This is a genomic window from uncultured Paracoccus sp. (genome assembly GCF_937873615.1).
In the GTDB taxonomy this organism is placed as follows: Bacteria; Pseudomonadota; Alphaproteobacteria; order Rhodobacterales; family Rhodobacteraceae; genus Paracoccus.
Genome location: NZ_CALMYP010000012.1, coordinates 62,704 through 87,027 on the forward strand (window position 1 = coordinate 62,704; position 24,324 = coordinate 87,027).

21 protein-coding genes and 1 other RNA gene are annotated in these 24,324 nt (G+C 67.2%); 6 read left to right on the forward strand and 16 right to left on the reverse strand.

Annotated features, from left to right (window positions below; genetic code table 11):
* Positions 1-61 precede the first annotated feature (61 nt).
* Positions 62-229, reverse strand: coding sequence for a 50S ribosomal protein L33 (rpmG, locus tag Q0330_RS03160; RefSeq protein WP_011750518.1), 168 nt, complete (start codon positions 227-229; stop codon positions 62-64).
* 194 nt (positions 230-423) lie between these two features.
* Positions 424-790, reverse strand: an RNA gene (rnpB, locus tag Q0330_RS03165) — RNase P RNA component class A.
* Between the two features lie 160 nt (positions 791-950).
* Here rnpB and fucP point away from each other — a divergent pair.
* From fucP to Q0330_RS03180, 3 genes are all read left to right on the forward strand, one after another.
* Positions 951-2,252, forward strand: a complete 1,302-nt coding sequence (fucP, locus tag Q0330_RS03170; protein ID WP_299474329.1) for an L-fucose:H+ symporter permease — start codon at positions 951-953, stop codon at positions 2,250-2,252.
* A gap of 383 nt (positions 2,253-2,635) precedes the next feature.
* On the forward strand, positions 2,636-3,529 hold the full coding sequence (locus tag Q0330_RS03175) for a PfkB family carbohydrate kinase (protein ID WP_299474332.1): 894 nt from the start codon (positions 2,636-2,638) through the stop codon (positions 3,527-3,529).
* Positions 3,526-4,449, forward strand: coding sequence for a pseudouridine-5'-phosphate glycosidase (locus Q0330_RS03180; protein WP_299474335.1), 924 nt, complete (start codon positions 3,526-3,528; stop codon positions 4,447-4,449). Before Q0330_RS03175 ends, Q0330_RS03180 begins: the two co-directional genes overlap by 4 nt.
* A gap of 27 nt (positions 4,450-4,476) precedes the next feature.
* On the opposite strand, the gene Q0330_RS03185 is transcribed toward Q0330_RS03180, so the two are convergent.
* From Q0330_RS03185 to Q0330_RS03210, 6 genes are all read right to left on the reverse strand, one after another.
* Positions 4,477-5,547: a patatin-like phospholipase family protein gene (locus tag Q0330_RS03185; protein WP_299474338.1), complete on the reverse strand. Its 1,071-nt coding sequence runs from the start codon at positions 5,545-5,547 to the stop codon at positions 4,477-4,479.
* Positions 5,548-5,695: 148 nt separating this feature from the next.
* The gene (locus tag Q0330_RS03190) at positions 5,696-5,821 is read right to left on the reverse strand and encodes a hypothetical protein (protein WP_299474341.1); all 126 of its coding nucleotides are present in this window, start codon (positions 5,819-5,821) and stop codon (positions 5,696-5,698) included.
* An 84-nt stretch (positions 5,822-5,905) separates the two neighbouring features.
* On the reverse strand, positions 5,906-8,020 hold the full coding sequence (gene recG / locus Q0330_RS03195; protein ID WP_299474344.1) for an ATP-dependent DNA helicase RecG: 2,115 nt from the start codon (positions 8,018-8,020) through the stop codon (positions 5,906-5,908).
* A complete protein-coding gene (gene ligA, locus Q0330_RS03200; protein WP_299474429.1) occupies positions 7,999-10,188 on the reverse strand; it encodes an NAD-dependent DNA ligase LigA in 2,190 nt (729 codons plus the stop codon). Before ligA ends, recG begins: the two co-directional genes overlap by 22 nt.
* A gap of 297 nt (positions 10,189-10,485) precedes the next feature.
* Positions 10,486-11,196: a response regulator transcription factor CtrA gene (ctrA, locus tag Q0330_RS03205; RefSeq protein ID WP_299474347.1), complete on the reverse strand. Its 711-nt coding sequence runs from the start codon at positions 11,194-11,196 to the stop codon at positions 10,486-10,488.
* Positions 11,197-11,283: 87 nt separating this feature from the next.
* Entirely contained in the window at positions 11,284-11,568 is a 285-nt protein-coding gene (locus Q0330_RS03210; protein ID WP_299474350.1) for a DUF1153 domain-containing protein, read from the reverse strand.
* A gap of 153 nt (positions 11,569-11,721) precedes the next feature.
* Here Q0330_RS03210 and mnmA point away from each other — a divergent pair, with 153 nt between their 5' ends.
* On the forward strand, positions 11,722-12,858 hold the full coding sequence (gene mnmA / locus Q0330_RS03215; RefSeq protein ID WP_299474432.1) for a tRNA 2-thiouridine(34) synthase MnmA: 1,137 nt from the start codon (positions 11,722-11,724) through the stop codon (positions 12,856-12,858).
* Here mnmA and lpxB read toward each other — a convergent pair.
* From lpxB to Q0330_RS03255, 8 genes are all read right to left on the reverse strand, one after another.
* The gene (lpxB, locus tag Q0330_RS03220; protein WP_299474353.1) at positions 12,843-14,006 is read right to left on the reverse strand and encodes a lipid-A-disaccharide synthase; all 1,164 of its coding nucleotides are present in this window, start codon (positions 14,004-14,006) and stop codon (positions 12,843-12,845) included. The two genes, mnmA and lpxB, sit on opposite strands and share 16 nt — an antisense overlap.
* A gap of 46 nt (positions 14,007-14,052) precedes the next feature.
* Entirely contained in the window at positions 14,053-14,847 is a 795-nt protein-coding gene (gene lpxI / locus Q0330_RS03225; protein WP_299474356.1) for a UDP-2,3-diacylglucosamine diphosphatase LpxI, read from the reverse strand.
* Entirely contained in the window at positions 14,844-15,626 is a 783-nt protein-coding gene (lpxA, locus tag Q0330_RS03230; RefSeq protein WP_299474435.1) for an acyl-ACP--UDP-N-acetylglucosamine O-acyltransferase, read from the reverse strand. The genes lpxI and lpxA overlap by 4 nt, the downstream gene beginning before the upstream one ends.
* A gap of 7 nt (positions 15,627-15,633) precedes the next feature.
* Complete coding sequence (gene fabZ / locus Q0330_RS03235) at positions 15,634-16,110, reverse strand: 3-hydroxyacyl-ACP dehydratase FabZ (RefSeq protein ID WP_299474359.1); 477 nt, start codon at positions 16,108-16,110, stop codon at positions 15,634-15,636.
* Between the two features lie 88 nt (positions 16,111-16,198).
* The gene (locus Q0330_RS03240; RefSeq protein ID WP_299474362.1) at positions 16,199-18,319 is read right to left on the reverse strand and encodes a hypothetical protein; all 2,121 of its coding nucleotides are present in this window, start codon (positions 18,317-18,319) and stop codon (positions 16,199-16,201) included.
* Positions 18,316-21,039 carry a DUF4159 domain-containing protein gene (locus Q0330_RS03245; protein WP_299474364.1) on the reverse strand — a complete coding sequence of 908 codons (2,724 nt, stop codon included), beginning with the start codon at positions 21,037-21,039 and terminating at the stop codon, positions 18,316-18,318. Before Q0330_RS03245 ends, Q0330_RS03240 begins: the two co-directional genes overlap by 4 nt.
* Positions 21,036-21,920, reverse strand: coding sequence for a DUF58 domain-containing protein (locus tag Q0330_RS03250; RefSeq protein WP_299474367.1), 885 nt, complete (start codon positions 21,918-21,920; stop codon positions 21,036-21,038). The genes Q0330_RS03245 and Q0330_RS03250 overlap by 4 nt, the downstream gene beginning before the upstream one ends.
* The gene (locus Q0330_RS03255; RefSeq protein WP_299474370.1) at positions 21,917-22,915 is read right to left on the reverse strand and encodes a MoxR family ATPase; all 999 of its coding nucleotides are present in this window, start codon (positions 22,913-22,915) and stop codon (positions 21,917-21,919) included. Before Q0330_RS03255 ends, Q0330_RS03250 begins: the two co-directional genes overlap by 4 nt.
* A gap of 90 nt (positions 22,916-23,005) precedes the next feature.
* Between Q0330_RS03255 and Q0330_RS03260 the strand changes: the two genes are divergently transcribed.
* Both Q0330_RS03260 and Q0330_RS03265 read left to right on the forward strand, forming a co-directional pair.
* Positions 23,006-23,539 carry a DUF1285 domain-containing protein gene (locus tag Q0330_RS03260; RefSeq protein WP_299474373.1) on the forward strand — a complete coding sequence of 178 codons (534 nt, stop codon included), beginning with the start codon at positions 23,006-23,008 and terminating at the stop codon, positions 23,537-23,539.
* Between the two features lie 5 nt (positions 23,540-23,544).
* On the forward strand, positions 23,545-24,312 hold the full coding sequence (locus Q0330_RS03265) for a TIM barrel protein (RefSeq protein ID WP_299474376.1): 768 nt from the start codon (positions 23,545-23,547) through the stop codon (positions 24,310-24,312).
* Positions 24,313-24,324 lie beyond the last annotated feature (12 nt).

Sequence of the window (24,324 nt, forward strand, 5' to 3'; positions counted from 1 at the left end):
ATCTGCGCATGAAAAAACCGCGCCTTGGCGCGGTTCATTCAACTCCGTCGGTTGGCAGATCTTACTTGATCTTGCCTTCCTTGTATTCGACATGCTTGCGCACAACCGGGTCGTATTTGTTGACCGTCATCTTTTCGGTCATGGTGCGGGCGTTTTTCTTGGTGACATAGAAATGCCCGGTCCCGGCCGTCGAGTTCAGACGGATCTTGATCGTCGTCGGCTTCGCCATTGGTCTTAACTCCTGCTGCGGCGGCGCCCAAAGGCCACCGCGAAAATTCGTAGAAGCCGCCTTTTACCGTCGCAGCCTGCGTTGTCAACCGGAAAACAGTGCCCGGAACTGCCTTTCGCCCTCTGCGCTGAAGCGGATGACACGACTGTCCTTCTCGCGCCGCGCCCGTGCCCGGCATCATGGGGACGAATAGAACACGCGGATGGCCTGTAAGCCGGATTCTGTCCAAGGGTTGCCCCTCTGGATGACCATTCCTCTGCGCACCGCATTGCTGCGGGCGTCAAGCTGCCAACCCGGACCTTCTGGCGCAAGGCGGCGCTGCCGTTGCCGGCACGAGGTCCCTATTCGGCATTGCTCCCGGTGGGGCTTGCCATGCGGGGTCTGTTACCAGCCCCCCGGTGGGCTCTTACCCCACCGTTTCACCCTTGCCCGCGCAAGCGCAGGCGGTCTCTTCTCTGTTGCGCTTTCCCTGGGGTTGCCCCCGCCGGGCGTTACCCGGCACCGTTGCCTCATGGAGTCCGGACTTTCCTCGACTTTCGCCGCGGTCATCCGGCCATCCGCGTGAGCGCGATATGCGGGGTTTTGCCGCCCCGGTCAAGAAGCCGCCGGCATCGGCGGGACCCCGCGCCCGACACACGCATATCCAGAAAATGCCGATTTGCACTTTACCCTAGGGAAAACCGGGCCGACAAATGGAACATATTTGGAGGGGGAGAGGATTATGACCGAGAAAACCAAATATCTCTATGACGGGATGCGACTGCCTTTCATCCTGCTGGTGACCTGTTTCGCGGCCTGGGGCATCGCCGCGAACATGACCGATCCGCTGGTCAAGGTGTTTTCCAAGATCTTCTCGATGTCGACGCTGCAGGCGTCCTTCGTGCAGTTTTCCTATTACGGCGCCTATTTCTGCCTGGCGCTGCCGGCGGCCTTCATCAACCGGCGGTTCTCCTACAAGACCGGGGTGCTGGTCGGGCTGGGTTGCGCCATTGTCGGGGCCTTCCTGTTCTACCCCGCCTCACAGGCGATGACCTTCGGCTTCTTCCTGATGGCGCTGTTCACGCTGGCGGGCGGGCTGTCGATCCTTGAGACCTCGGCCAATCCTTTCGTCATCGCCATGGGGCCGGAACATAACGCCACGCGGCGGCTGAACTTCGCCCAGGCCTTCAACCCGGTCGGCACCAATATCGGCGTCTTTCTGGCGGCAAGCCTGATCCTGCCGCGCCTGAACCCGGCCAGCGAGGCCGAGCGCGCCGCCATGGCACCCGAGGCGCTGCAGGCAATCCAGGTCGAGGAACTGGGCGCGGTCATGGTCCCCTATGTCGGCTTTGCCTGCGTGCTGGTGCTGATCTGGATCGCCATCGCCGTCATCCCGATGCCGACCAAGCGCGAATTGAGCGCCGAAGGCCATGAGGTCCATTTCGGCGCCACCCTGCGCCGGCTGTTGAAGAACCGTCACTATCGCTTTGGCGTCATTGCACAATTCTTCAACGTGGCCGGGCAGACCTGCACCTGGACCTTCACCATCCAATATGTGATGGAGGCCATCGGCGGCAATGAGGCCGAGGCCGGCTGGTATCTGCAGGCCAGCCTGATCGTCTTCCTGATCTCGCGCTTCGTCATGGTCTGGCTGATGGGCTATCTGCGCCCGGCCATGCTGCTGATGCTGATGGCGCTTTGCGGCACGGCGCTGTGCCTCTTTGCGATGAGCAGCCCCAATATCGCCGGGGTCTGGGCAGTGGTGTCGATCTCGGCCTGCCTGTCGCTGATGTTCCCGACCATCTACGGCATCGCCCTGCACGGGCTGGGCGACGATACCAAATTCGGTGCCGCCGGTCTGGTCATGGCGATCCTCGGCGGGGCGCTGATGCCCTTGGTGCATGGCGCGGTGATGGATGCGAAGGGGGCGGCGTTTTCCTATCTCGTGCCGGGGCTGTGCTTCCTGGTGGTCGCCGCCTACGGGATGTTCGACCTGCGCAGCAAGGCGCGCCATGGCGGCGCGGGTGCCGAACAGCCCGCCTGACAGATCATGCCGCATTGCAGCATCTGCAATGCAGCTTTGACCAGATGGCGGTTGTAGCACAGCGATTGCTGGCCATATCCTTTCTGCAGAAGCAAAAGGAAGGGAAACCGCAATGCTTGGCTATTTCGCAATCTATGGCGGCCAGTATTCCGATCTGGTCCGCAAGCAGACCAAGACCCGCCGCTGGTGGCAGGTCTGGTTGCCGCATCAGATCGACGCGCTGAACTGAGGCGCAACAGGATGAGTAACGAGGCATAAAGGCCGGGCTGATGCCCGGCCTTGTTCTTTCCATCCGCCGATGCCAGAGGTGGCCTGCAACAGCGCAACGGCTGGGGCTTGCAATGGTCACAACCGGGCAGGACAATTCCCTTGAGGGAAGGCGGATGAACAGGACAGCGGATCTTCTTTGCATCGGTGCCATGCTGTGGGACGTGATCGGCCGCAGCCCGCGTGCCATGGCGCCGGGCGCCGACCTGCCCGGCCGCGTCGCCCATATTCCGGGTGGCGTGGCGCTGAACGTGGCGCTGGCAATCGCCCGCTGGGGCATGTCCCCGGCGATCCTCTCGGCGGTCGGGCGCGATGCCGAGGGCGAGGCGCTGATCGGCGCGGTGGCCGCGCGCGGCGTGATCACCGACTTTCTCTGCCGCGACGGTGGGCCGACCGATGTCTATATGGCGATCGAGGATGTGAACGGGCTGATCGCCGCCATTGCCGACGCGCATTCGCTGGAGGATGCGGGCGACATGGTGCTGGCCCCGATCCGCGATGGCCGGCTGGCCTCGGCGGCACAACTCTGGCGCGGCGTGGCCGTGATCGACGGCAATCTGACCACCGAACAGCTTTCGCGCATCGCCGCTGAGCCGGGCCTCTCTCAGGCCGATCTGCGCATCGTGCCGGCCAGCCCCGGCAAGGCCGAGCGGCTGGCACCGCTGATCGGGGCCGCCCATGGCTGCTTCTATCTCAACCGCCTTGAGGCCGAGGTGCTCTGCGGTCATGCCCTGCCCGATGCCCCCGCCGGGGCCGAGGCGATGCTGGCGCGCGGCATGAGCCGGGTCATCGTGACCGATGGCGGCGCGGCGGTCGCTGACGGGCTGGCGGGACATGGCGTCCTTGTCGCCCATCCGCCGCCGGTCGCCATCGCCCGCGTGACCGGTGCCGGCGACTGTTTCCTGGCCGCGCATCTGGCAGCCGAGCGCGAGGGCCGGCTACGGGCCGAGGCGCTCGGCCTTGCCGCCGAGGCCGCCGCAATGCATGTTTCCGGAAAGGACGTTCCATGACCGATTTCTTTGACATGACCCCCGAAGTCGCCGCGGCGCTTGCCGATGGCGCCCCCGTCGTCGCTCTGGAATCGACGATCATCACCCATGGCATGCCGTTTCCGCAGAACCTCGAAATGGCCCGCCGGGTCGAAGAGGAGATCCGCAAGGGCGGTGCCACCCCGGCCACCATCGCGGTGATCGAGGGCCGCATCCGCATCGGGCTCGACGATGCGGCGATGGAGCGACTGGCGAAGACGCCGCAGGCGCAGGTGATGAAGCTCTCGCGCGCCGATCTGGCCGCCTGCGTGGCCAGCGGTCGCACCGGGGCGACCACCGTCGCCGCGACCATGATCTGCGCCCGGCTGGCCGGGATCGAGGTTTTCGCGACCGGCGGCATCGGCGGCGTCCATCGCGGGGCCGAGATCAGCTTCGACATCTCGGCCGATCTGCAGGAACTGTCGCAGACCCCGGTCACCGTGATCTGTGCCGGCGCCAAGGCCATTCTCGACCTGCCGAAGACGCTGGAGGTGCTGGAAACGCTCGGCGTGCCGGTCATCGCCTATGGGCAGGACCAGTTGCCGGCCTTCTGGTCGCGCGAATCGGGCCTGCGCGCGCCCCTGCGCATGGACAGCGCAGCCGAGATCGCCCGCGCCGCCGCCACCCGCCGGGCGCTGAACGTCCCCGGCGGCCAGTTGATCGCCAATCCGATCCCCGCCGGGGCCGAAATCCCGCGCGCCACCATCGCCCCCATCGTCGATCAGGCGCTGGCAGATGCCGCCCGCCACCGCATCGCCGCCAAGGCGGTCACGCCCTATCTGCTGCAGCGGATTTTCGAGCTGACCGAGGGCCGATCCCTGGCCGCGAATATCGAGCTGGTGATGAACAATGCCCGCCTCGGCGCCGGCATCGCCACCGAGTTGGCGGCGCTGAAGGGATAGACCGACTGCGGGCTTGACCGGGCTGGTCTATCCGCCCGGGGCCGGCGGCAGGAAGATCGAGGACAGATCCGTCGAATCGCGCCGGCCGATATCGTCGGCATGGTTCTCGATGAAATCATGCGCTGCCGCCTGCCCGGCCTCGAACATGCGGGTCAGCATTCCGGGATCGGGCATGACCTTGCTGCGCGCATTCAGGTCGTTCATCAGCGCGTCGTCCATGATCATGTGGACCAGCACGTTCTTCATCACCCGGCCACCCTGCAACCGGCCCTCGGCATGAAGGCGCTTGACGAAGTTGATTGCCCTCAGTTCCGACAGAAGCGCTGCGTTGAAGCTGATCTCGTTGACCCGGTCGGCGATTTCCGCCGGCGTATGCGGCACCGCCTCGCGGCGCATCGGGTTGATGTTCACGATGACGATGTCGCGCGGCAGATCCGGCTCGTAAAGCGGCCAGAGCGAGGGGTTCCCGGAATAGCCGCCATCCCAATATTCCTCGACCTGGCCGGTCGCCGGGTCATGGATCTCGACCGCGCGATAGATCGTCGGCAGGCAGGCCGAGGCCAGGACCGCATCGACCGTGACCTCGGCCCCGCTGAAGACGCGCGGCAGGCCGGTGCGCACATTGGTGGCATTGACGAAGATCTTCGTCGGGCTTTCCTGCCCAAGTTTCGGATAGGGCAGCGTTTTCAGAACGATGCGCAGCGGATTCGCATAGAACGGCCCGTAATCGTAGGGGCTGAACAGCCGGGTCAGGTTCTCGAACCAGGCGAAGGGGGAAAAGACCTCGGTCACCCGCTCCATGCTGCGCGGGGTGGGGAAGAAGGAATGCAGCCAGCGCACGACGCGGGAATCGCTGACCTGCCCGATCTCGGACCAGATATGGGCCATGTTCTCGCGCGCCGCGCGCCGACCGCTGCGGCCCTTGGCGGCGGCCAGCCCGGCCTGCAGCGCGGCCCCGTTCATCGCCCCCGCCGAGGTGCCGCTGATCGCCGCGAAATCCAGCCAGGTCTCGTCCAGAAGCCGGTCGAGCACGCCCCAGGTAAAGGCCCCATGCGCCCCGCCGCCCTGCAAGGCCAGATTGATCCTGCGCTGTTCCATGTTTCGCGTCCTGCCGGTTTCCTTGCCGGGAACCTAGGCCATTCCGCCCCCATGCCGCAACGCCGCATAAAAAAGCGGGTGGCCGGCGCTAAGCCAGACCACCCGCAAGGCACTGAACCGGGGCCGGGGACGACCGAGACGGAACAGGTCAGGCAGACAGAATTGCAGGGATCCAGAGGATGGCGACAGTGCTGACACAGATCACGACGACGCCAAGGGCATCCGCCACCAATTCGCGGATCGAGGCGTTCTCGGCGCTCAGTACGGATTTCATCGCTTCAGTCATGGCAATCTCCCATCGAGTTGCCCTTTTGTTCTCATATCTCGCCGAGTCGCGCAAGAACTTTTTAAGAACATTTTAACCTGTGTGAATCAGCCGGATCGCGAGATCCTGTTCCATCAGCCAGAGCAGCACCCGCACCGCCCGCCCCCGGTCCGAGACCATCTTGGGGTCACGTTCCAGGAAAGCGCGGGCATCGGACTGGGCGATCTGCATCAGCCCGGCCTGACGTTCCAGATCGGCGATGCGGAAGCGCGGCAGGCCCGATTGCGCGGTGCCGATCAGATCGCCCGCCCCGCGCATCTCCAGATCGACCTCGGCAATGCGGAACCCGTCCTCGCTTTCGCGCAGGGTCTCAAGCCGCCGCGCACCGCCTTCCGACAGCGGCGTGTGATACATCAGCACACAGCTTGACGCCGCCCGCCCGCGCCCGACGCGACCGCGCAGCTGGTGCAACTGCGCCAGACCGAAGCTTTCCGCCCGTTCGATCACCATGATCGAGGCCTCGGGCACATCGACGCCGACCTCGATCACCGTGGTCGCGACCAGGATCTGTGCCCGCCCGGCGACAAAATCCGCCATGGCGGCATCGCGCTCCTCGGGCGGCATCTGGCCGTGGACCATGCGCACCGCATCCCCGAACCGCGCCCGAAGCGCCGAAAACCGCGCCTCGGCGGCGGTCAGGTCGGACAGCTCCGACTCCTCGACCAGCGGACAGACCCAATAGGCCCGCGCGCCACCCGCCACGGCCTTGCCGATGCGGTCCACGATCTCATCCAGCCGGCGGTCGTCCAGCATGATCGTGGCAATCGGCTTGCGGCCCGGCGGCTTCTCGTCCAGCACCGACAGATCGAGATCGCCATATTGCGACAGCGCCAGCGAACGCGGGATCGGCGTCGCCGTCATCACCAGCACATCGGGCGGTGCAACCTCGCCCTTGGCGGCCAGTTTCAGCCGCTGCGCGACGCCGAAACGGTGCTGTTCGTCGATCACCGCCAGCCGCAGGTCATGGAAACGCACCTCGTCCTGAAACACCGCATGGGTGCCGACAAGGATGTCGATCCGCCCTTCCGCCAGATCGGTCAGGATATTGGCCCGCGCATCGCCCTTGTCGCGCCCGGTCAGCGCCTCGATGCGGATGCCCGCCGCCTCGGCCAGCGGCATCAGCGCCCTGAGATGCTGGCGGGCAAGGATTTCGGTCGGGGCCATCATCACGCCCTGCCCGCCGCCCTCGACCGCGATCAGCAGGGACAGCATGGCGACCAGAGTCTTGCCGGCGCCCACATCGCCCTGCAGGAGCCGGTTCATGCGCCCGTCCGAGCCCATATCGGCCTCGATTTCCGCGACCGCCCTTGTCTGCGCCCCGGTCGGCGGCCAGGGCAGGCTGCCAAGCACCCGCTTCCGCAGATGCCCGTCGCCGCGCGTGGGCCGGCCCTTGCCGCGCCGGTGCTGGCGGCGCGCCAGTGCCAGGGTGATCTGATGGGCGAAAAGTTCGTCATAGGCCAGCCGGGCCCGCACCTTGGCCGTCGGCGCGAGATCGGAAGGGGATTTCGGCGCATGGGCCTGCGACAGCGCCTGCTGCCAGCCGGGCCAGCCCTCGCGCGCGAGCAGGGCCGGGTCGATCCATTCCGGCAGTTCCGGGGCGCGGGTCAGCGCCGCCTCGGCGGCCTTGCCCATCTGCCGCTGGGTCAGCCCGGCGGTCAGCGGATAGATGGGCTCGTAATCGGCCGGCAGCGCCTCGCCCTCGGGCAGCATGTGATCGGGATGGACCATCTGGGCGATGCCGTCGAACAGTTCCACCTTGCCGGAAACCACGCGCTTCTGACCGATGGGCAATTCCTTTTCCAGCCAGTCGCGGCGGGCATGGAAGAAGACCAGAACCAGATCGCCAGCCCCGTCCGAGCAGATGACGCGGTAAGGTCGACCCCGCGCCGTGGGTGCTGCGTGGCGGGTCACGGTGACGGCGATGGTGGCGATCTCGGGCGGGCGCAGGTCGGAAATGCGGGCGACGTTGCGGCGCGCGATCCCGCCCGATGGCAGGGTGAAGATCAGGTCGCGCGGGCGGGTGATGCCCATGCCTTCCAGCGCCTCGGACGCTTTCGGGCCGATGCCGGGCAGGGTCTCGGCCCCGGCGAAAAGCGGGAACAGGACCGGCGGGCGACCCTTCGGCGCTATCCGATCAGCGTCAGCCATGCGTCCTCGTCGATGACCTCGACCCCCAGTTCCGCCGCTTTCGTGGCCTTCGACCCGGCCCCCGGCCCGGCGACCAGCAGGTCGGTCTTGGCCGAAACCGATCCGGCGACCTTGGCCCCAAGCGCCTCGGCCCTTGCCTTGGCCTCGGCCCGGGTCATCTTTTCCAGCGTGCCGGTGAAGACCACGGTCTTGCCCGCGACCGGGCTGCCGGCGGTCGCGGCAATCTTCGCATCCTCGACGGTCAGTTGTGCAACAAGCGCGTCGATCGAGGCCCGCTCCTTCGCCTGCGCGAATGTCGCACAGAGCGATTGCGCCACCACCGCGCCGATCCCGTCGATCGAGATCAACTCGTCATAGGCCTGCCGCGCCGCCTCGGGCAGGTCCGGTGCCTGCGCCAGCACCGCGTCGCGGGTGGCGGAAATGCGGGCGCGGCGGCCTTCCTCGGCGGCGGCGGCGCGTTCCTGAAGGATCGCCTCGTCGGCCTCCAGATGCCGCTCGGCCGCAGGAATCGCGGCATCGAGCGTGGTCACGAGGCTGTTCCAACTCACGAAATGCCGGGCAAGGTCAGAGGCCGCGCCCTCGCCGACATGGCGGATGCCAAGCGCATAGATCAGCCGGTTCAGCGCAATCTCGCGCCTTGCGTCGATGGCGTCGAACAGGTTGCTGGCCGAGGTCTCGCCCCAGCCGTCGCGGTTCTTCAGCTTGCCGAGCGCCGCCGCATCGCGGGCGCGCAGGGTGAAGATATCCGCCGGGGCGCGAATCGGCAGGGTCTCGTCGCGATAGAAGGCCTCGATCTGCCGGGCACCGAGCCCCTCGATGTCGAATGCGCCCCGGCTGACGAAATGTTTCAGCTTTTCGATTGCCTGCGCGGGGCAGATCAGGCCGCCGGTGCAGCGGCGCACGGCATCGCCCGGCTCTCGGATGGCGGCGGAACCGCATTCCGGGCAGCTATCGGGGAAACGGTAAGGCACCGCTTCCGCAGGGCGCTTCGCCTCGTCCACCTCCGAGACTTTCGGGATCACATCGCCGGCGCGATAGACCTTCACCCAATCGCCGATGCGGATATCGGTGTCGCGTATACGTTCCCCGGTCGAGTTGATGCCGGCGATGTAATCCTCGTTATGCAGCGTCGCATTGGACACGGTGACACCGCCGACCGTCACCGGATCGAGCCGCGCCACCGGCGACAGCGCCCCGGTGCGGCCGACCTGAATCTCGATATCGCGCAGCCGCGTCCAGGCGGTCTCGGCCGGGAATTTATGCGCAATCGCCCAACGCGGCGTGGTCGAGCGGAAACCCAGCCGCGCCTGCAGCGCAAGGTCGTTGACCTTGTATACCACCCCGTCGATATCATAGCCGAGGCTGGAGCGTTGCGCCTCGATCGCCTGCCAATGGGCGACCATTTCGGCGCTGTCACGGCAAAGCGCGGTCAGCGGGTTGGTCTGAAAGCCGAACCCGGCCAGCTTTTCGACCGCACCCATCTGCGTCGCCGCCAAAGGCGCGCTGACTTCGCCCCAGGCATAGGCGAAGAACTTCAGCGGGCGGGCGCGGGTGATTTCGGGATCGAGCTGGCGCAGCGAACCGGCGGCGGCATTGCGCGGATTGGCGAAAACCCGCGCGCCCTCGCCCGCATTCAGCGCCGCGAAATCGGCATGGGACATATAGACCTCGCCCCGGACTTCCAGGATCTCGGGCGGATTGCCGCGTAGTTGATGCGGAATGTCAGGAATGGTCAGGGCGTTGGCGGTGACATTCTCGCCCACCGCGCCATCGCCGCGCGTCGCCGCCTGCGTCAGTTGGCCGGCTTCGTAACGCAACGACAGCGACAGCCCGTCGATCTTCGGTTCGGCGGTGAAATCCAGTTCCGCCCCCGGCGCGAGGCCCAGAAAGCTGCGGATGCGGGCGGTGAATTCGTCGATCTCCTCTGCCGCGAAGGCATTGGCGAGCGACATCATCCGCTGCGCATGGGTGATCTTGCCAAAGGCCTCGGACGGTGCGGCGCCGACCTGCCCCGTGGGGCTGTCGGCGCGGGCGAGTTGCGGAAACGCCTCTTCCAGCGCCTGCAACTCGCGCTTGGCGCGGTCGTATTCCGCGTCCGAGATCGTCGGCGCGTCCTTCTGGTGATAGTCGAGATTGGCCCGCTCCAGAAGATCGACAAGCGCCGCCATGCGCGACGCGGCCTCATCCTCGCTGAGCAGGGCGGGATCGGTCGTGCCATTTTCGGGCGCCACCGAAACGGCATCCGCCGCCTTCGCCTGCCCCTCGCCGTGTTCCGGTTCCGCCATCCCTTGCCCCCGTCTGCCTTTGCCGGGGCGCCCTGAGCGGTCGCCCCCGCCTGAACGGTGATAGACCGGGAAATGCGTCGAGACCAGATGCCGAACGAAACCGCCGCCCGGCCCCGCCACCGCCCCGCGTAGAGGGGGTTCAGCCGGACGGCGTCACCGGCAGCGCGGTCAAACCGATTGTCAGGCCCCAACCGCCAGTTTTTCGGGCGCGGCATGTTGCGGGTCGCGCAGGACATAGCCGCGCCCCCAGACCGTCTCGATATGGTTTTCGCCACCCAGGGCTTCGGACAGCTTCTTGCGCAGCTTGCAGATGAAGACGTCGATGATCTTCAATTCCGGCTCATCCATGCCACCATAGAGATGATTCAGGAACATCTCCTTGGTCAGGGTCGTGCCCTTGCGCAGGCTGAGCAGTTCGAGGATCTGGTATTCCTTGCCCGTCAGCGGCACCGTCTTGCCATTCACCTCGACCGAGCGCGCGTCGAGATTGACGACCAGATCGCCCGTACAGATCACCGCTTGGCTGTGTCCCTTGGAGCGGCGGATGATCGCCGCGATCCGGGCCACCAACTCCTCTCGGTGGAAAGGTTTGGTCATATAGTCATCTGCCCCGAAACCGAATCCCCTCAGCTTGCTTTCGGTGTCGTCCGAGCCGGTCAGGATCAGGATCGGCGTGTCGATCCGCGACAGCCGGATCTGGCGCAGAACCTCCATCCCGTGCATGTCCGGCAGGTCGAGATCGAGCAGGATCAGATCATAGTCGTAGAGCCGGGCCAGATCGATCCCTTCCTCGCCCATATCGGTCACGAAGACATTGTAGCTGGCATGGGTCAGCATCATTTCGATGCCGCGGGCAGTGGTTGGGTCGTCTTCAACCAGAAGTATACGCATGGACAGGTCCCCCATAAATCGAAGTTCACGATGGCAAGAATGATATCAAATAGTTAATACCACGTTAGCAAACACTCTAATCACATTTTATTCAATCATAGGTTGTTTAATTTGTTGAATGGCTGTGATGCGCAGCGCGCGGTATCCATGATTCTCGACCGTGGCCAACCAGTGATCGAACTCCTCGTCCGACAAACCATAGCGAGCGATGGCCTCGCCCCGCTCCAACAACCCGAAGCGCACGGCATTGACGACAATGGCCTTTCGGCTGGCAACCCAACGTGTGTTCACCGGCGGCAGGTCGGCGAGGGAGAGCACGTTTCCATCGGGCAGCGTCACGGCGCGGGGACCGTAGGATTTTCGCAGATACATGAGGCGCCTCCTTTCTGCTGCATTCCTGCCACAGAGAATTTAACCTCGAATGAAGCCGCCCCTTGAGACCAGCCCGAAAATTCCTATAATTTTCAGCAAAAGCTGGCGAACCCGACGCCGCCGAAAGGACATTCCGTGACCGTCACTACCGCAATCCGGCCAGATACGGGCCTGAATTCACTGGGTTTTGCGAAACCTCCGGCACAGACGCGCGTCGTCGTGGCCATGTCGGGCGGTGTCGACAGTTCGGTCGTGGCGGCCTATCTGGCCGAGCAGGGATACGATGTCGTGGGCGTCACCCTGCAACTTTACGATCATGGCGCGGCACTGGCGAAAAAGGGGGCCTGCTGCGCGGGTCAGGATATTCACGACGCCCGCCGCGTCGCCGAGCGTATCGGATTTCCGCATTACGTCCTTGATTATGAAAACAAGTTCCGCGAATCCGTGATCGACGAATTCGCCGATGCCTATCTGGCCGGCGCGACCCCGGTGCCCTGCATCCGCTGCAATGAGCGGGTGAAGTTCCGCGACCTGCTGGAGACCGCCCGCGATCTCGATGCCGATTGCATGGCGACCGGCCATTACATCCAGCGCAAGGATGGCCCGGCGGGGGCCGAGTTGCACATGGCCGCCGATCCGAACCGCGATCAGAGCTATTTCCTGTTCTCGACCACGCAGGAGCAGCTGGATTTCCTGCGCTTCCCGCTCGGTCATCTGCCCAGCAAGGCCGAAACCCGGGCGATGGCGGCGAAATACGGGTTGTCGGTCGCCGACAAGCCGGACAGCCAGGATATCTGCTTCGTGCCGAACGGCAATTATGCCGCGGTGATCGAAAAGCTGCGCCCCGGCGCCGCCGATCCGGGCGAGATCGTGGATATGGAGGGCAATGTGCTGGGCAATCATCGCGGCGTCATCCATTACACCATCGGCCAGCGGCGCGGGCTGGCCATCGGCGGCCTCGGCGATCCGCTTTATGTGGTGAAGCTCGACCCCGAGACCCGGCGCGTCATCGTCGGCCCGCGCGAGGCGCTGTCGACGCGAATCGTCCCGGTGGGCGAGGTGAACTGGCTCGGCGACGGGCCATTCGAAGGTGCGGAACGGGAAATCTCGGTCCGCATCCGCTCGACCCGGCCGCCGCGCGGCGCGATCCTGCGCCCGACCGGGCCACGCAGCGCCGAAATCGAGCTGCTGGACCCCGAAGAGGGCGTCAGCCCCGGTCAGGCCTGCGTCTTTTATGAAACCGGGGGCACGCGGGTGCTGGGCGGCGGCTGGATTCAGGCCCGCCGCTGACGGCGATCCAGAAAATCCAGCACCGATTGCGCCGCCCGCAGCCCGGGCGGCGGGCCGCCCGCGCCCAGACGCTGCATGGTCAGCGCCATGGCCTCGGACTGGGCGGCACGCTTCTCGGGGCTTTCCAGCAACTCGAACAGGGCTTCCGCGATCAGGTCGTCGCGGCAGTCGCGGCCAAGGAATTCGGGAATGGCGCGAGTCTCGCTGACCAGATTCACCAGCGTCACCGTATCCGTCTTCAGCAGCATACCGATCAGCCAGCGCGACATCGGCGCCATGTCATAGGCAATGACCATCGGCACGTCATTGGCGGCAAGTTCCAGACTGACCGTGCCCGAGGCCGCCAGTGCCAGATTGGCGGCCATGAAACCGGCGAGCTTGTCGGCGGGGTCCTCGACCACGATGGGCGCGGTCGGCCAGCGGCGGGTCATGTCGCGCACCATGCGCGAGACGCCGGGCACGGTCGGGATGACCACGCGCAATTCGGGGATGCGGTCGCGCAGGCGGATCAGCGCCTCGTCGAAGCGCGGCCCGAGGCGCGTGACCTCGCCCCGGCGCGATCCGGGCAGGCACAGCACCACCGGCGCATCGGGCGCGATGCCATGCGCCTCGCGGAAGGCTTCGGACTCGGCGCGGCTGGCGCGGTCCTCGGCCACGACCGGATGGCCGACGAAATCGCAGCTCATCCCGGCGGCCTCCATATAGGGCGGCTCGAAGGGCAGCAGCGCCAGCACATGATCGACGACCCGCGCCATTTTCGCCGCCCGGCCCGGCCGCCAGGCCCAGACCGAAGGGGCGACATAATGGATGACCGGGCCATCATAGCCAAGATCCTTCGCCGCCCTGGCCACGCGCAGGCAGAAATCCGGGCTGTCGATGGTGATCAGCGCATCGGGCCGGCCCTCGGCCACGGCCTGCGCGGTCTCGACGATGCGGCGTTTCAGCTGGCGGTATTTCGGCAGCACCTCGGTAATGCCCATGACCGACAATTCGTCCATGGCGAATCGGCTGTCGAGCCCCTGCGCCGCCATCTCCGGCCCGCCGATCCCAGAAAAACCGATCCCGGGCCGCAGCGCCTTGAGCCCGGCCATCAGCGCCCCGCCCAGCTTGTCACCAGAGGCTTCACCGGCGATCAGGAAGACGTTCATCGCGTAACTCCCCCGTCGTGAATGGCTGCGCGCGATCCCGGAAGGATCAGCGCGCCCAAAGGAAAACGCCTGCGGCGCGGGCCCGTTCCACGGCGTCCTCGCGCTCCAGCAGGATCACCCCGCCGGCCTGCCAGGCAATGCCGGCAAGCCCGGCCCGCGCGGCCTGATCGACAGTGTCGGGACCGATGGTCGGCAGGTCGATGCGGCGATCCTGCCCCGGCTTCGGCGCCTTCCAGAACACCCCGCGCGGTCCGTTCGGGCGCGGGCGCATGTCGCGGTGATCGGCCACGAAATCCAGCATGGCGCCGGTGCCCGGCAGGGTCTCGACGGCGATGCAGAGCCCCTGCGCCACCACGGCGCCCTGCCCCAGATCGAGGCCCCCGAGCCCTTCGACAATGGCTGCCGCGCGGTCGGTATCGGCAATATCGGCGGCGGTCGGTTCGCCGACCAGAAGCCCTTCGCCCGGCACCAGATCGGGGCAGATCTCGGCGGTGCCGGCGACGGTGAAGCCGGCCTCCTCGAACAGCGCGATGACCTCTCGCAGGGCGGCATCGTCGCCCGATTGCATCGCCGTCAGGATGCGCGGCACCAGGCTTGCGGTGCGCGGATCGAAGGCCTCGGGGTCGAGGCGCGGACGGCGCACCGCCCCGGCGAAGGTGACCCGGTCCACGCCCTGTTCGGCCAGTCGGTCGAAGAAGGGCACCAGCCGTTCCAGCCGGAAGGTCTCATGCGGGATCGGCGGGGCGAAACCTTCCAGCGCCGCCACGACCGGGCTGTCCAGCCGCGCGGCGATGGCCGGGGCAAGCATCCCCTGCCCGGCGATGATGGCGGTTCTGCTCATAGCGGTTTCAGGAAACTGCGATCCGAGGGGCCGAGGATGAAATCCAGCATCTCCTGGACCATGGCGCCGTTCTCGGCCCCGGCCATCTCTCGCGCGCGGGCGCGGAACGAGCCGTCATGCAGGCGCGACAGCGTGGCGCGCAATTCGGCGATCTCGGCCCGGCTGGCGCCCCGGCGCTTCAGCCCGACCAGGTTCAGCCCGTCCAGATGGGCGCGGGGCCCCTGCACCAGCCCGTGCGGCACCACATCGGCGGTGACCATGGACAAGGCCCCGATCATCGCCCCGCGCCCGAGGCGCACGAATTGATGGATGCCGGACAGACCGCCGACGATCACCTCGTCCTCGACCACGCAATGCCCGGCCACGGCGACAGAGTTCACCAGCACGACATGGTTCCCGATCCGGCAATCATGGGCGACATGGCAATTGGCCATGAACAGCCCGTCATCGCCGATGCTGGTCACGCCGCCGCCGCCCTCGGTGCCGGGCTGCATGGTGACATATTCGCGGATGCGGTTGCGCGCGCCGATCTCCAGCCGGTTATCCTCGCCGCGGAATTTCAGATCCTGCGGGTCGTGACCAATGGAGGCGAAGGGATAGATCACCGTCCCGGCCCCGACCGAGGTATCGCCGGCGATCACGACATGGGACTTCAGCTCGACCCCGTCGCCAAGCCGGACCCCTGAGCCGATCAGGCAGAAGGGGCCGATGCGCGCGCCCTGCCCGATCTCGGCCCCCGGCTCGACGATCGCCGATGGATGGATCAGCGTTTCAGCCATCCGCGTCTCAGCCATTCGCGGTCCCGCCGGCGGGCTGGTCCATCATCGCGGTGAACTCGGCCTCGCAGGCCATTTCGCCTCCGACCATGCCCTTGCCCTCGAATTTCCAGATCTTGCCGCCGCCGCGCTTGACGGTGACATGCAGTTCCAGCACGTCGCCCGGCACCACCATGCGGCGGAACTTCACCTTGTCGATGGCCATGAAATAGGTGCGCATCCCCTTGTCGGCGAGATCGAGGCTGACCCCCACCACCACGGCGGCGGTCTGCGCCATCGCCTCGACGATGGTCACGCCCGGCATGACCGGCTGGTTCGGGAAATGACCCTGGAAATGCGGCTCGTTGAAGGTGACGTTCTTGATGCCGACGCCCGAGACGTTGGGCACGATGTCACGCACCTTGTCGATCAGCAGGAACGGATAGCGATGCGGGATGATCCGCTGGATCAGGCCGATATCGGCTTCGGTCGGTGTCGTCTCGGCCATGTGTCTGCCTTTCGAATGGGTTACAACAGGTGCTAGCAAAGCGGGGGGGAGATTGGCAAGCCGAAGGGCGTCTTTGGGCGAAAGGGTGTCAGGCGCGGCGGCGGCCTTCCAGCAGCCAGCCGGTCAGCGTCGCCCCGGCGATCAGCAACAGCCAGGCCCAGCCGGGCAGGATCGGGTTGCGCGACAATCCGGTCACGGTTTCGGCATCGCGGGCGACAAGCCCGATCCAGGGCCGGGCGATGCCCTGCCCCTGGGTCGGGCGTCCGGCCTCGACCCGGCGCAGATCGGGAATATCCTCCGAAAGCGGCTGGACCGAGCCGCCCGTGGCCTCGATCAGCCCGGCCAGTTCCGCCGGATTGGCGACGGTGCGGTCGAATTCGCGCGGGCTGGCCGGGCCGATGACGATGGAGCGCGTCAGATCGCCCTGCCGGACCGAATAAAGCCCGGGCACCCCAGCCGGATAACGACCCGTGAAATGGCCGGGGCGCTGTTCTTCCAGCACCACCTCGGCCAAAGCGCCATCGGGACCGGTGACCTGCGCCGGGGTGTCGATCTCGCCCAGGGATCGCCGGGTGATGTCCAGCACCTGACCCGTGGCGCGCAGATCCAGCGCCTCCTCCTCAAGCTCGGGCTCCTTCATCGACCAATGCGCGACCCGGCGCATGAGGTCGAGCTGCGGGCCGCCGCCCTCGAACCCCCGCCCCCAGAGCCAGAGCTGATCCGAGGCGATCAGCGCCACCCGCCCCTCGCCCTGACGGCGCAGCATCAGAAGCGGGCGGTTGCCCTCGCCGATCATGGCGATGGTGCTGTCGGGCGCAGGAAATGTCTCGATCATGCGCAGCCAGCGGCCCCAGGTCTCTCCCGGCTCGACGGTGCCGTCCTCGGGCGGGGCGCCGGGCAGGTCCTCGGTCACCGGGTGGCGGCGGCCGGCCTCGGTCAGGCGCGGGGTGAAGGGGGTCTCGATCAGCCGCCCGCTTGGCCGCGCCGGCAGGATTTCCCCCAGCGAGGAACGGGCGATGCTTTCGACCCCGGCGAATTCCGGCCCGGCCGAGACCAGCACCGCACCGCCCTCTTCGACATAGCGGCGGATATTGTCGTAATATTGCGGCAGCAGGATGCCGCGCATCCGGTAGCGGTCGAAGATGATCAGGTCGAAATCCCGGATCCGCTCCATGAACAGTTCTTCGGTCGGAAAGCGGATCAGCGCCAACTCGTTTACCGGGACGCCGTCGAATTTTTCCGGCGGGCGCAGGATGGTGAAATGGATCAGATCGACATTCGCATCGGATTTCAGCAAGTTGCGCCAGGTTCTTTCACCGGGATTGGGCTCTCCCGAGACCAGAAGCACCCGCAGCCGGTCGCGCACGGCATTCACGCTGAGGGCCATGCGGTTGTTGATGGTGGTCAACTCTCCCGGCTGGTCGTCCAGCGAGAGAAGCAGCACATTGGGGCCGGCGGTATCGAAGGTCACCGGCAGTTCGATCCGGGTGCCGGGAACGACGGCGACGCTGTTGATCTCCTTGCCATCGAGGCTGACGCGCAATTGCGTTGGCGCATGGGCCGCATCGGGCACCGCGCCTTCATCGGCGATATGCAGGCGGATGATGACCGGCTTGCCGATCAGCGCAAAGCGCGGGGCCTCGTCGATGACGATGCGCCGGTCCCAGTCCTCGGGCGTTCCGGTCTGCAACAGATGCACCGGCGCAGGCGCCGTGGCCGGCAGCGCCGCGCCGTCATGCGCCAGCCCGTCGCTGAGGACGAGGACGCCCGACAGCCGGTTCGCCGGCTCCTCGGCAATGGCGCGCGACAGTGCCGCGCCAAGCAGGGTGCCATCCTCGGCATCGCCAAGGGTGATGCGGCGGATCTCGGTGCCGGGCCATTGGCCAAGCTGTTCCTCGATCCGGGCCATGGCCGCATCGGCCTGTTCGCGGCGTCCGGGCAGCGTCTGGCTGGCGCTGCGATCATCGACCAGCAACACGATATCCGACAGGGGCCGCGCCGTGCCGCGCTCCAGCCCCGGCCCGGCAAGCGCCGCCGCGATCAGGCCGAGCGCCAGCCCCCGCCACCACGCCCCGCGCAGCCCCCGCCAGAGCGCGACCGCCAGTGCCAGCACCGCCAGAACGGCCACCAGAGCCGCCAGCCATGCCGCCGCCTGCCAGCCGATCAGCGGCGCCAGGATCGGATCGAAGACCAGCCCGCCCCAGCTCATGGCAGATCCTCCTGCCGCAGGCGTTCCAGCAGGTCCGGCACATGGATCTGGTCGGATTTGTAGTTCCCGGTCAGCACATACATGATCAGGTTGACGCCGAAGCGATAGGCCATCTCGCGCTGACGCTCGCCCTCGCCGCCGATGCCTACTATGGCATGGACCGGCAACCCGCGATCATCGACGGCCCAGGCCTCGGCCCAGGCATTGCCGCCCATGACCACCGGCGAGACCCCGTCATTGACGGTGCCGGCGGCGACATTGGCGGCCTCGACCCAGACCTCGCCGCCGGCGAAGCGGCCCGGCATGTCCTTCAGCAGATAGAAGCTGCGGGTCAGGACGTGATCCTGCGGCACCAGTTGCAGGGGCGGCATGTCCAAAGGCCCGGCCAGCCGGCGCAGATCGCCCGATCCGTCCGGCCCGGTCCCGGCGATATCGGCGTCGCGGGTGTCGAACAGGATCATGCCGCCACCACGCAGATAGCGGTTCAATTGCAGATATGCCTCGGCCGAGGGGATCGGCTGATCGGGGCCGATGGGCCAGTAGAGAAAGCTCATCAGCGACAGATCGGCGCGTTCGAGGTCGATGGCGACGGGTTCGGTCGGCTCGACCGTGGTCCGCTCGGTCAGGATCTGCGACAGCCCGATCAGGCCGGCGCGCGACAGATCGTCGAGCGTCTCATCCCCGGTCACCACATAGCCCATGGCGAATTCCGACGCCGCACGGACCAGTTCCAGGTCGATCTCCTGTGCCTGCGGGCTTCCGGGCAGCGCCGGGACGAACAGAAGGCCGGCGATCAGCGCCACGGCAAGACTGCCCCGGCGCAGGATGACGCTGCCGAACAGATCGAGGATCAGCGCGGTTGCAGCGGCCAGAAGCAGCCAGCCGATCAGCGGCTGACCCTGCGGGCGCGCGGTCTCGACCACGGCGCCGGGCCAGTCGGCGGCGGCGATGGGGCCGCCCGCATTCACCGCCGCGATCCGCTCTCCCGAGGCATAGACCCCGGCGGCCAGCCCCGGGGCCGCGCCGTCGGCCAGCACAGCGCCCTCGACCGGGGCCGGATCGCGCGCCGGGCTAAGGCGGCCGAACCCGTCCAGAAGCTCGGTCGCGGTCCAGATGCCGTCGCGCGGATCGGTGCTGTCGGCCTCGGCGACGCTGCGGCCCGCACTGGCCACCAGCCGCGACAGCATCTCGACGAACAGGCCCGAGATCGGCAGCGAGGACCAGTCGGCATTGGCGGTGGAATGAAACAGCACCACCTGCCCCTTGCCATATGGCGCGCGCGTCACCAGCGGCGTGCCATCGGCAAGGGCGGCGATGCTCCGCTCGGTCAGGTCGGGCGCGGGTTCGGCCATCAGCTGGGCGCGGATGGTCACGTCTTCGGGCACGATCAGCCCGGCAAAGGGGCCATCGGCAGGGAAAGGCGCAATCGGGCGCGGCTCGCCCCAGCTCAGCGCGCCGCCCATGTCGCGCCCGCCGGGACGCAGGCGCACCGGCAGAAGCGGCTCGTTCGGCAGATCCGAGGAGGCCGCCATGCGCGGCCCGGCAAAGCGGATCAGCAGCCCGCCCCGATCCAGCCAATCGGCCAGCGGGCCGGTCGCGTCCAGCCCGACCTGATCCATCAGGACGATGACATCGGGCCGCGCGGCAAGGGCATCGTCCAGCCCGGCCTCGATCAGCCGGGCCGAGGTGGCAAGCGCATTGCGCAGGAAATGCGCCGGCGACAGCAGCGCCTGCCCTTCCGAGGTCGCGCGCCCGTCCCCGATCAGCGCCACCACCGGACGGCGCAACCGGTCGTCGCCCAGAACGATGGCCGCCGCCGAATCGACGCCATCGACCTGAAAGCGGGTGACGCGGCCCAGCAGTTCCGGCGGCAGATCGACGGGCACGGGCCGCGTGGTCACGCCCTCGCGGGTCGAGGGTGCCTCGGGCGTCAGCCGGGCCAGTTCGCGCGGAATGCCCTGCGGATCCGGGCCGAGCGCGCGGATCTCGGGCGCGGCATCGCCGATCGTGGCCAGTTCCAGCAGCGGGCGGGCACCGCTTTCGGCCATGCGCAGGCTGACCGGCGGGGCGGCTGGCGGAATCACCTGCACCGGGCCACGGGTATTGAGCGCCTCAAGCCAGGCCGGGCGATGTTCATGGTCGAGCCCGTCGCTGAGCCAGAGCGTGCGCAGACTGCCCTCGGGCGTATCGGCCAACATGGCGGCAGGGTCGTCCGGGTAACTGCCGGGCCAGGGCCGTGGCAGCGCCGCGCGCAGCAGCGCCGGCACGCTGGCATCGGCCCCGAAGGTCAGCGCCGCCGCATCGAATTCGCCATCCGCCAGCAGCACCGCCACCGGGCGGCCATCGCCAAGCGCGGTCTCGGCGGCACGGATGGCGCGGCTGCGGGCACTGTCCCAGCCCGGCGCGGCGGTGGCGCCGCCATCCATCACGATCAGCAGGGCATCGCCCTCGGCCAGGGGCGGCGCCGGGCGCCAGACCGGCTGGGCGAAGGCCAGGATCACCGCCGCCACCGCCATCAGCCGTAGAAGCAGCAGCCACCAGGGCGTGCGCCGGGCAATCGGATCGGGATCTTCCAGCCCGGCAAGCAGCACCGTGCCCGGAAAGCGGATGCGGCGCGGCACCGGCGGCAGCGCGCGCAGCAGCCACCACAGGACCGGCAGCGCGGCAAGCGCCAGCAGCAGCATCGGCGCGCCGAAACCTATCGGGCCAAGCATCATCATCGCGCCGCCAGCACCCCGTGCAGCCAGATCAGCGCCTCGGACAGGGGCTGGCCCAGATCATGGGTGCCGAAGACCAGCCCGGACCGGCTGGCCAGCCCCGCCAGCATCTCGCGCCGGGCATCCAGCCGGGCCAGATAGGCGCGGCGCAGCCCCTCGGCATCGCGGGTCTCGTGGCGAAGCCCGCCCGCGGTCTCGAAGCGGAGAGCACCGGCAAAGGGAAAACCCTCCTCGTCGGGATGCAGGACCTGCAACATGACCCCGGTCGTCCCCAGATCCGCCATGCGCTGGATGAACGCATCGAGGCGCGCGTCATGCTGCAGGAAATCGTCGATCAGCACCGCGACCTGCCCCGGCCGCGCCGCGCCCGGATCGGGGTGATCGCCATCCCCGGACAGAAGCCCCATCGAGCCCATCGCGAAACCGATCTTCTCGGCCTGGGCGGCACCTGCCCCGGCCTGCTCGCCCAGAAGCGCCACGCGCTCGCCGGCGCGGATCATCGACAGCGCCAGCGACAGCCCGATCATGCGGGCGCGTTCGAACTTGCTTTCGCCCTTCTCCGACTGCCCGCGATAGCCCATGCCGGCACCGCGCCCGACCCAGATCGCAGCGGTGCGCGCGGTCTGGCGCTCGCGGTCGCGGACGAATTGCGAATCGCCCCGGGCCGAGCGGCGCCAGTCGATGGTCGCCGCCGTGTCGCCCTCATGGGCGGGGCGGTATTGCCAGAAATCCTCGCCGGTGCCCGGGCGGCGCAGCCCGTGCCCGCCCGGGGCCACGACCGGCGCGACCCGGCCACGCGCCAGCACAAGGGGCGGCAGCGCGGCGGATGCCGCCTCGGCCCTTGCGCGCAGCACGGCGATCTCGCTGGCCGGGGCTGCGGTCACGCCGCCTGCCGGAACTGGGCGTCACGGATGCGCGCGATCACGGCCTCGGTGGTTTCGCCGCGCGCCCGGGCGCCAAAGCTCAGCGCCATGCGGTGACGCAGCACCGGCGCGGCCATGGCATCGACATCGTCGAGCGTCGGGGCGAAGCGCCCGTTCAGCACCGCCCGCGCCCGGGTCACCAGCATCAGCGCCTGCGCCGCGCGCGGCCCCGGCCCCCAGCTGAGCGTCTCGGCGATCCAGTCGGCGCTGTCCGGTCCCGGACGCAGCGCCCTGACCAGATCGAGGATCGCATTCACCACCGTCTCGCCCACCGGCATCCGCCGGATCAGCGCCTGCGCGGCGATCAGCCCTTCGGCATCGAGCACCGCATGGGGGGCGGCTTCCTCGATGCCGGTCGTGGCCAGAAGGATGGCGCGCTCGGTCTCTCGATCCGGGTAATCGACATCGACCTGCAGCAGGAAGCGGTCCAGTTGCGCCTCGGGCAGCGGATAGGTGCCCTCCTGCTCGATCGGGTTCTGGGTCGCGAGCACATGGAAGGGCCGGCCAAGCGGGCGATGCGCGCCGCCGATGGTCACCTGACCTTCCTGCATCGCCTGCAGAAGCGCCGATTGCGTGCGCGGGCTGGCCCGGTTGATCTCGTCGGCCATCAGAAGCTGGGTGAAGACCGGACCTTCGACAAAGCGGAACTCCCGCCGCCCGTCACCGGCCATGTCCAGCACTTCCGAGCCGAGGATATCGGCCGGCATCAGGTCGGGCGTGAACTGGATGCGCGCATCCTCAAGGCCCAGCACCGTGGCCAGCGTATCGACCAGCATGGTCTTGCCCAAGCCCGGCTGGCCGACCAGAAGCGCATGGCCGCCGGCCAGAATCGCGGCCAGAACCTGCTCGACCACCTCGTGCTGGCCGACGAAGCGCCGCTCGATGCTGCGGCGCGCCTGCAACAGGCGGTTGCCCAGATCGGAAACCTCGTCAACCAGTTTGTCATCCTCGGTCATGACAACTCTCTCATTCTGCTCTATGACATATGAAACCATGTATCGTTGCTGGGTGAAATGGTTAATCGGTCCGGGAGTACAGGCGAGGAGATGCAGGCAGGAATCCGCAGCGAAGGGATCGCAGCCGTGGCGCAGCGCGAAGGCCTGCGCGGTCCGGCCCCGGTGCATCTGTGGAACCCGCCCTATTGCGGTGAAATGGACATGGAAATCCGCGCCGATGGCAGCTGGTTTCACGAAGGTACGCCGATCGGGCGGCCCAACATGGTCCGCATGTTCGCCAATATCCTGAAATTCGAGGATGGCCGACACTATCTGGTGACCCCGGTCGAGAAGATCGGCATCAGGGTCGTCGATGCCCCCTTCATCGCCGTCGATGTGGATTTCGACCAGGATGGGATCACCTTCACCACCAATATCGGCGATAGCGCGCGTCTGGACGGCGCGCATCCCTTGACCATGGCCGGCACAGCCGATGCGCCGCGCCCCTATGTCGAGATCCGGGGCGGGCTTCTGGCCCGGATCGACCGCAAGAGTTTCTACCGGCTGGCCGAAGCCGCCACCCCCGGACCCGATGGGCGCATGGGGGTCAATTCGGCGGGACTGTTTTTTCCACTGGAGCTTTAACGATCATGGCACGTTTTGCCGCCAATCTGACCCATCTGTTCAACGAACTTCCCATGCTGGAACGGTTCGACGCCGCCAGTCGCGCCGGTTTCAGGGGCGCCGAGATCCTGTTCCCCTACGATCTCGTCGTCCCCGACCTGCGCCGCGCGGCTGATGCGGCAGGCCTCGACATCGTGATGATCACCTGTCCGCCGCCGAACTGGGCCGGCGGCCCGCGCGGCTTTGCCGCCGTTCCCGAGGTGCAGGAGCGTTTCCGCCACGATTTCGAACGTGCGCTGCGCGTCGCCGAGGCACTGTCGGCGCGTCATATTCACGTCATGGCAGGCAAGGCGAAGGGACCGGAAGCTTACGCCTGTCTGGTGGAAAACCTGGGTTGGGCGGCCCATCGCGCACCACATGCCAGCCTGACGATTGAGCCTAAGAACGCAACCGACAAGCCCGGCCATTTCCTCGATTCCTTCGATCTGGCGCTGCAGGTGATCGAGGCGGTCGGCGCGCCCAATCTCGGCCTGCAATTCGATGCATACCAGGCCCATATGATGACCGGCGATGTGCTGAATACGTTCAAGGCCTGCCAGCATCGGGTTCATCATATTCAGATCGCAGGCGCAACGGGCCGGCACGAGCCGCGCGATGGCGATATCGATTACGCCGAATTCCTGCGGGCGGTGGAAGCGTCCGGCTATTCCGGCTGGATCTCAGCCGAATACCATCCGCGCACCACGACCGGCGCCGGGCTGCACTGGATGTCGTCGGAACTCTACCACAGCTAAGGCCAAGGCCGC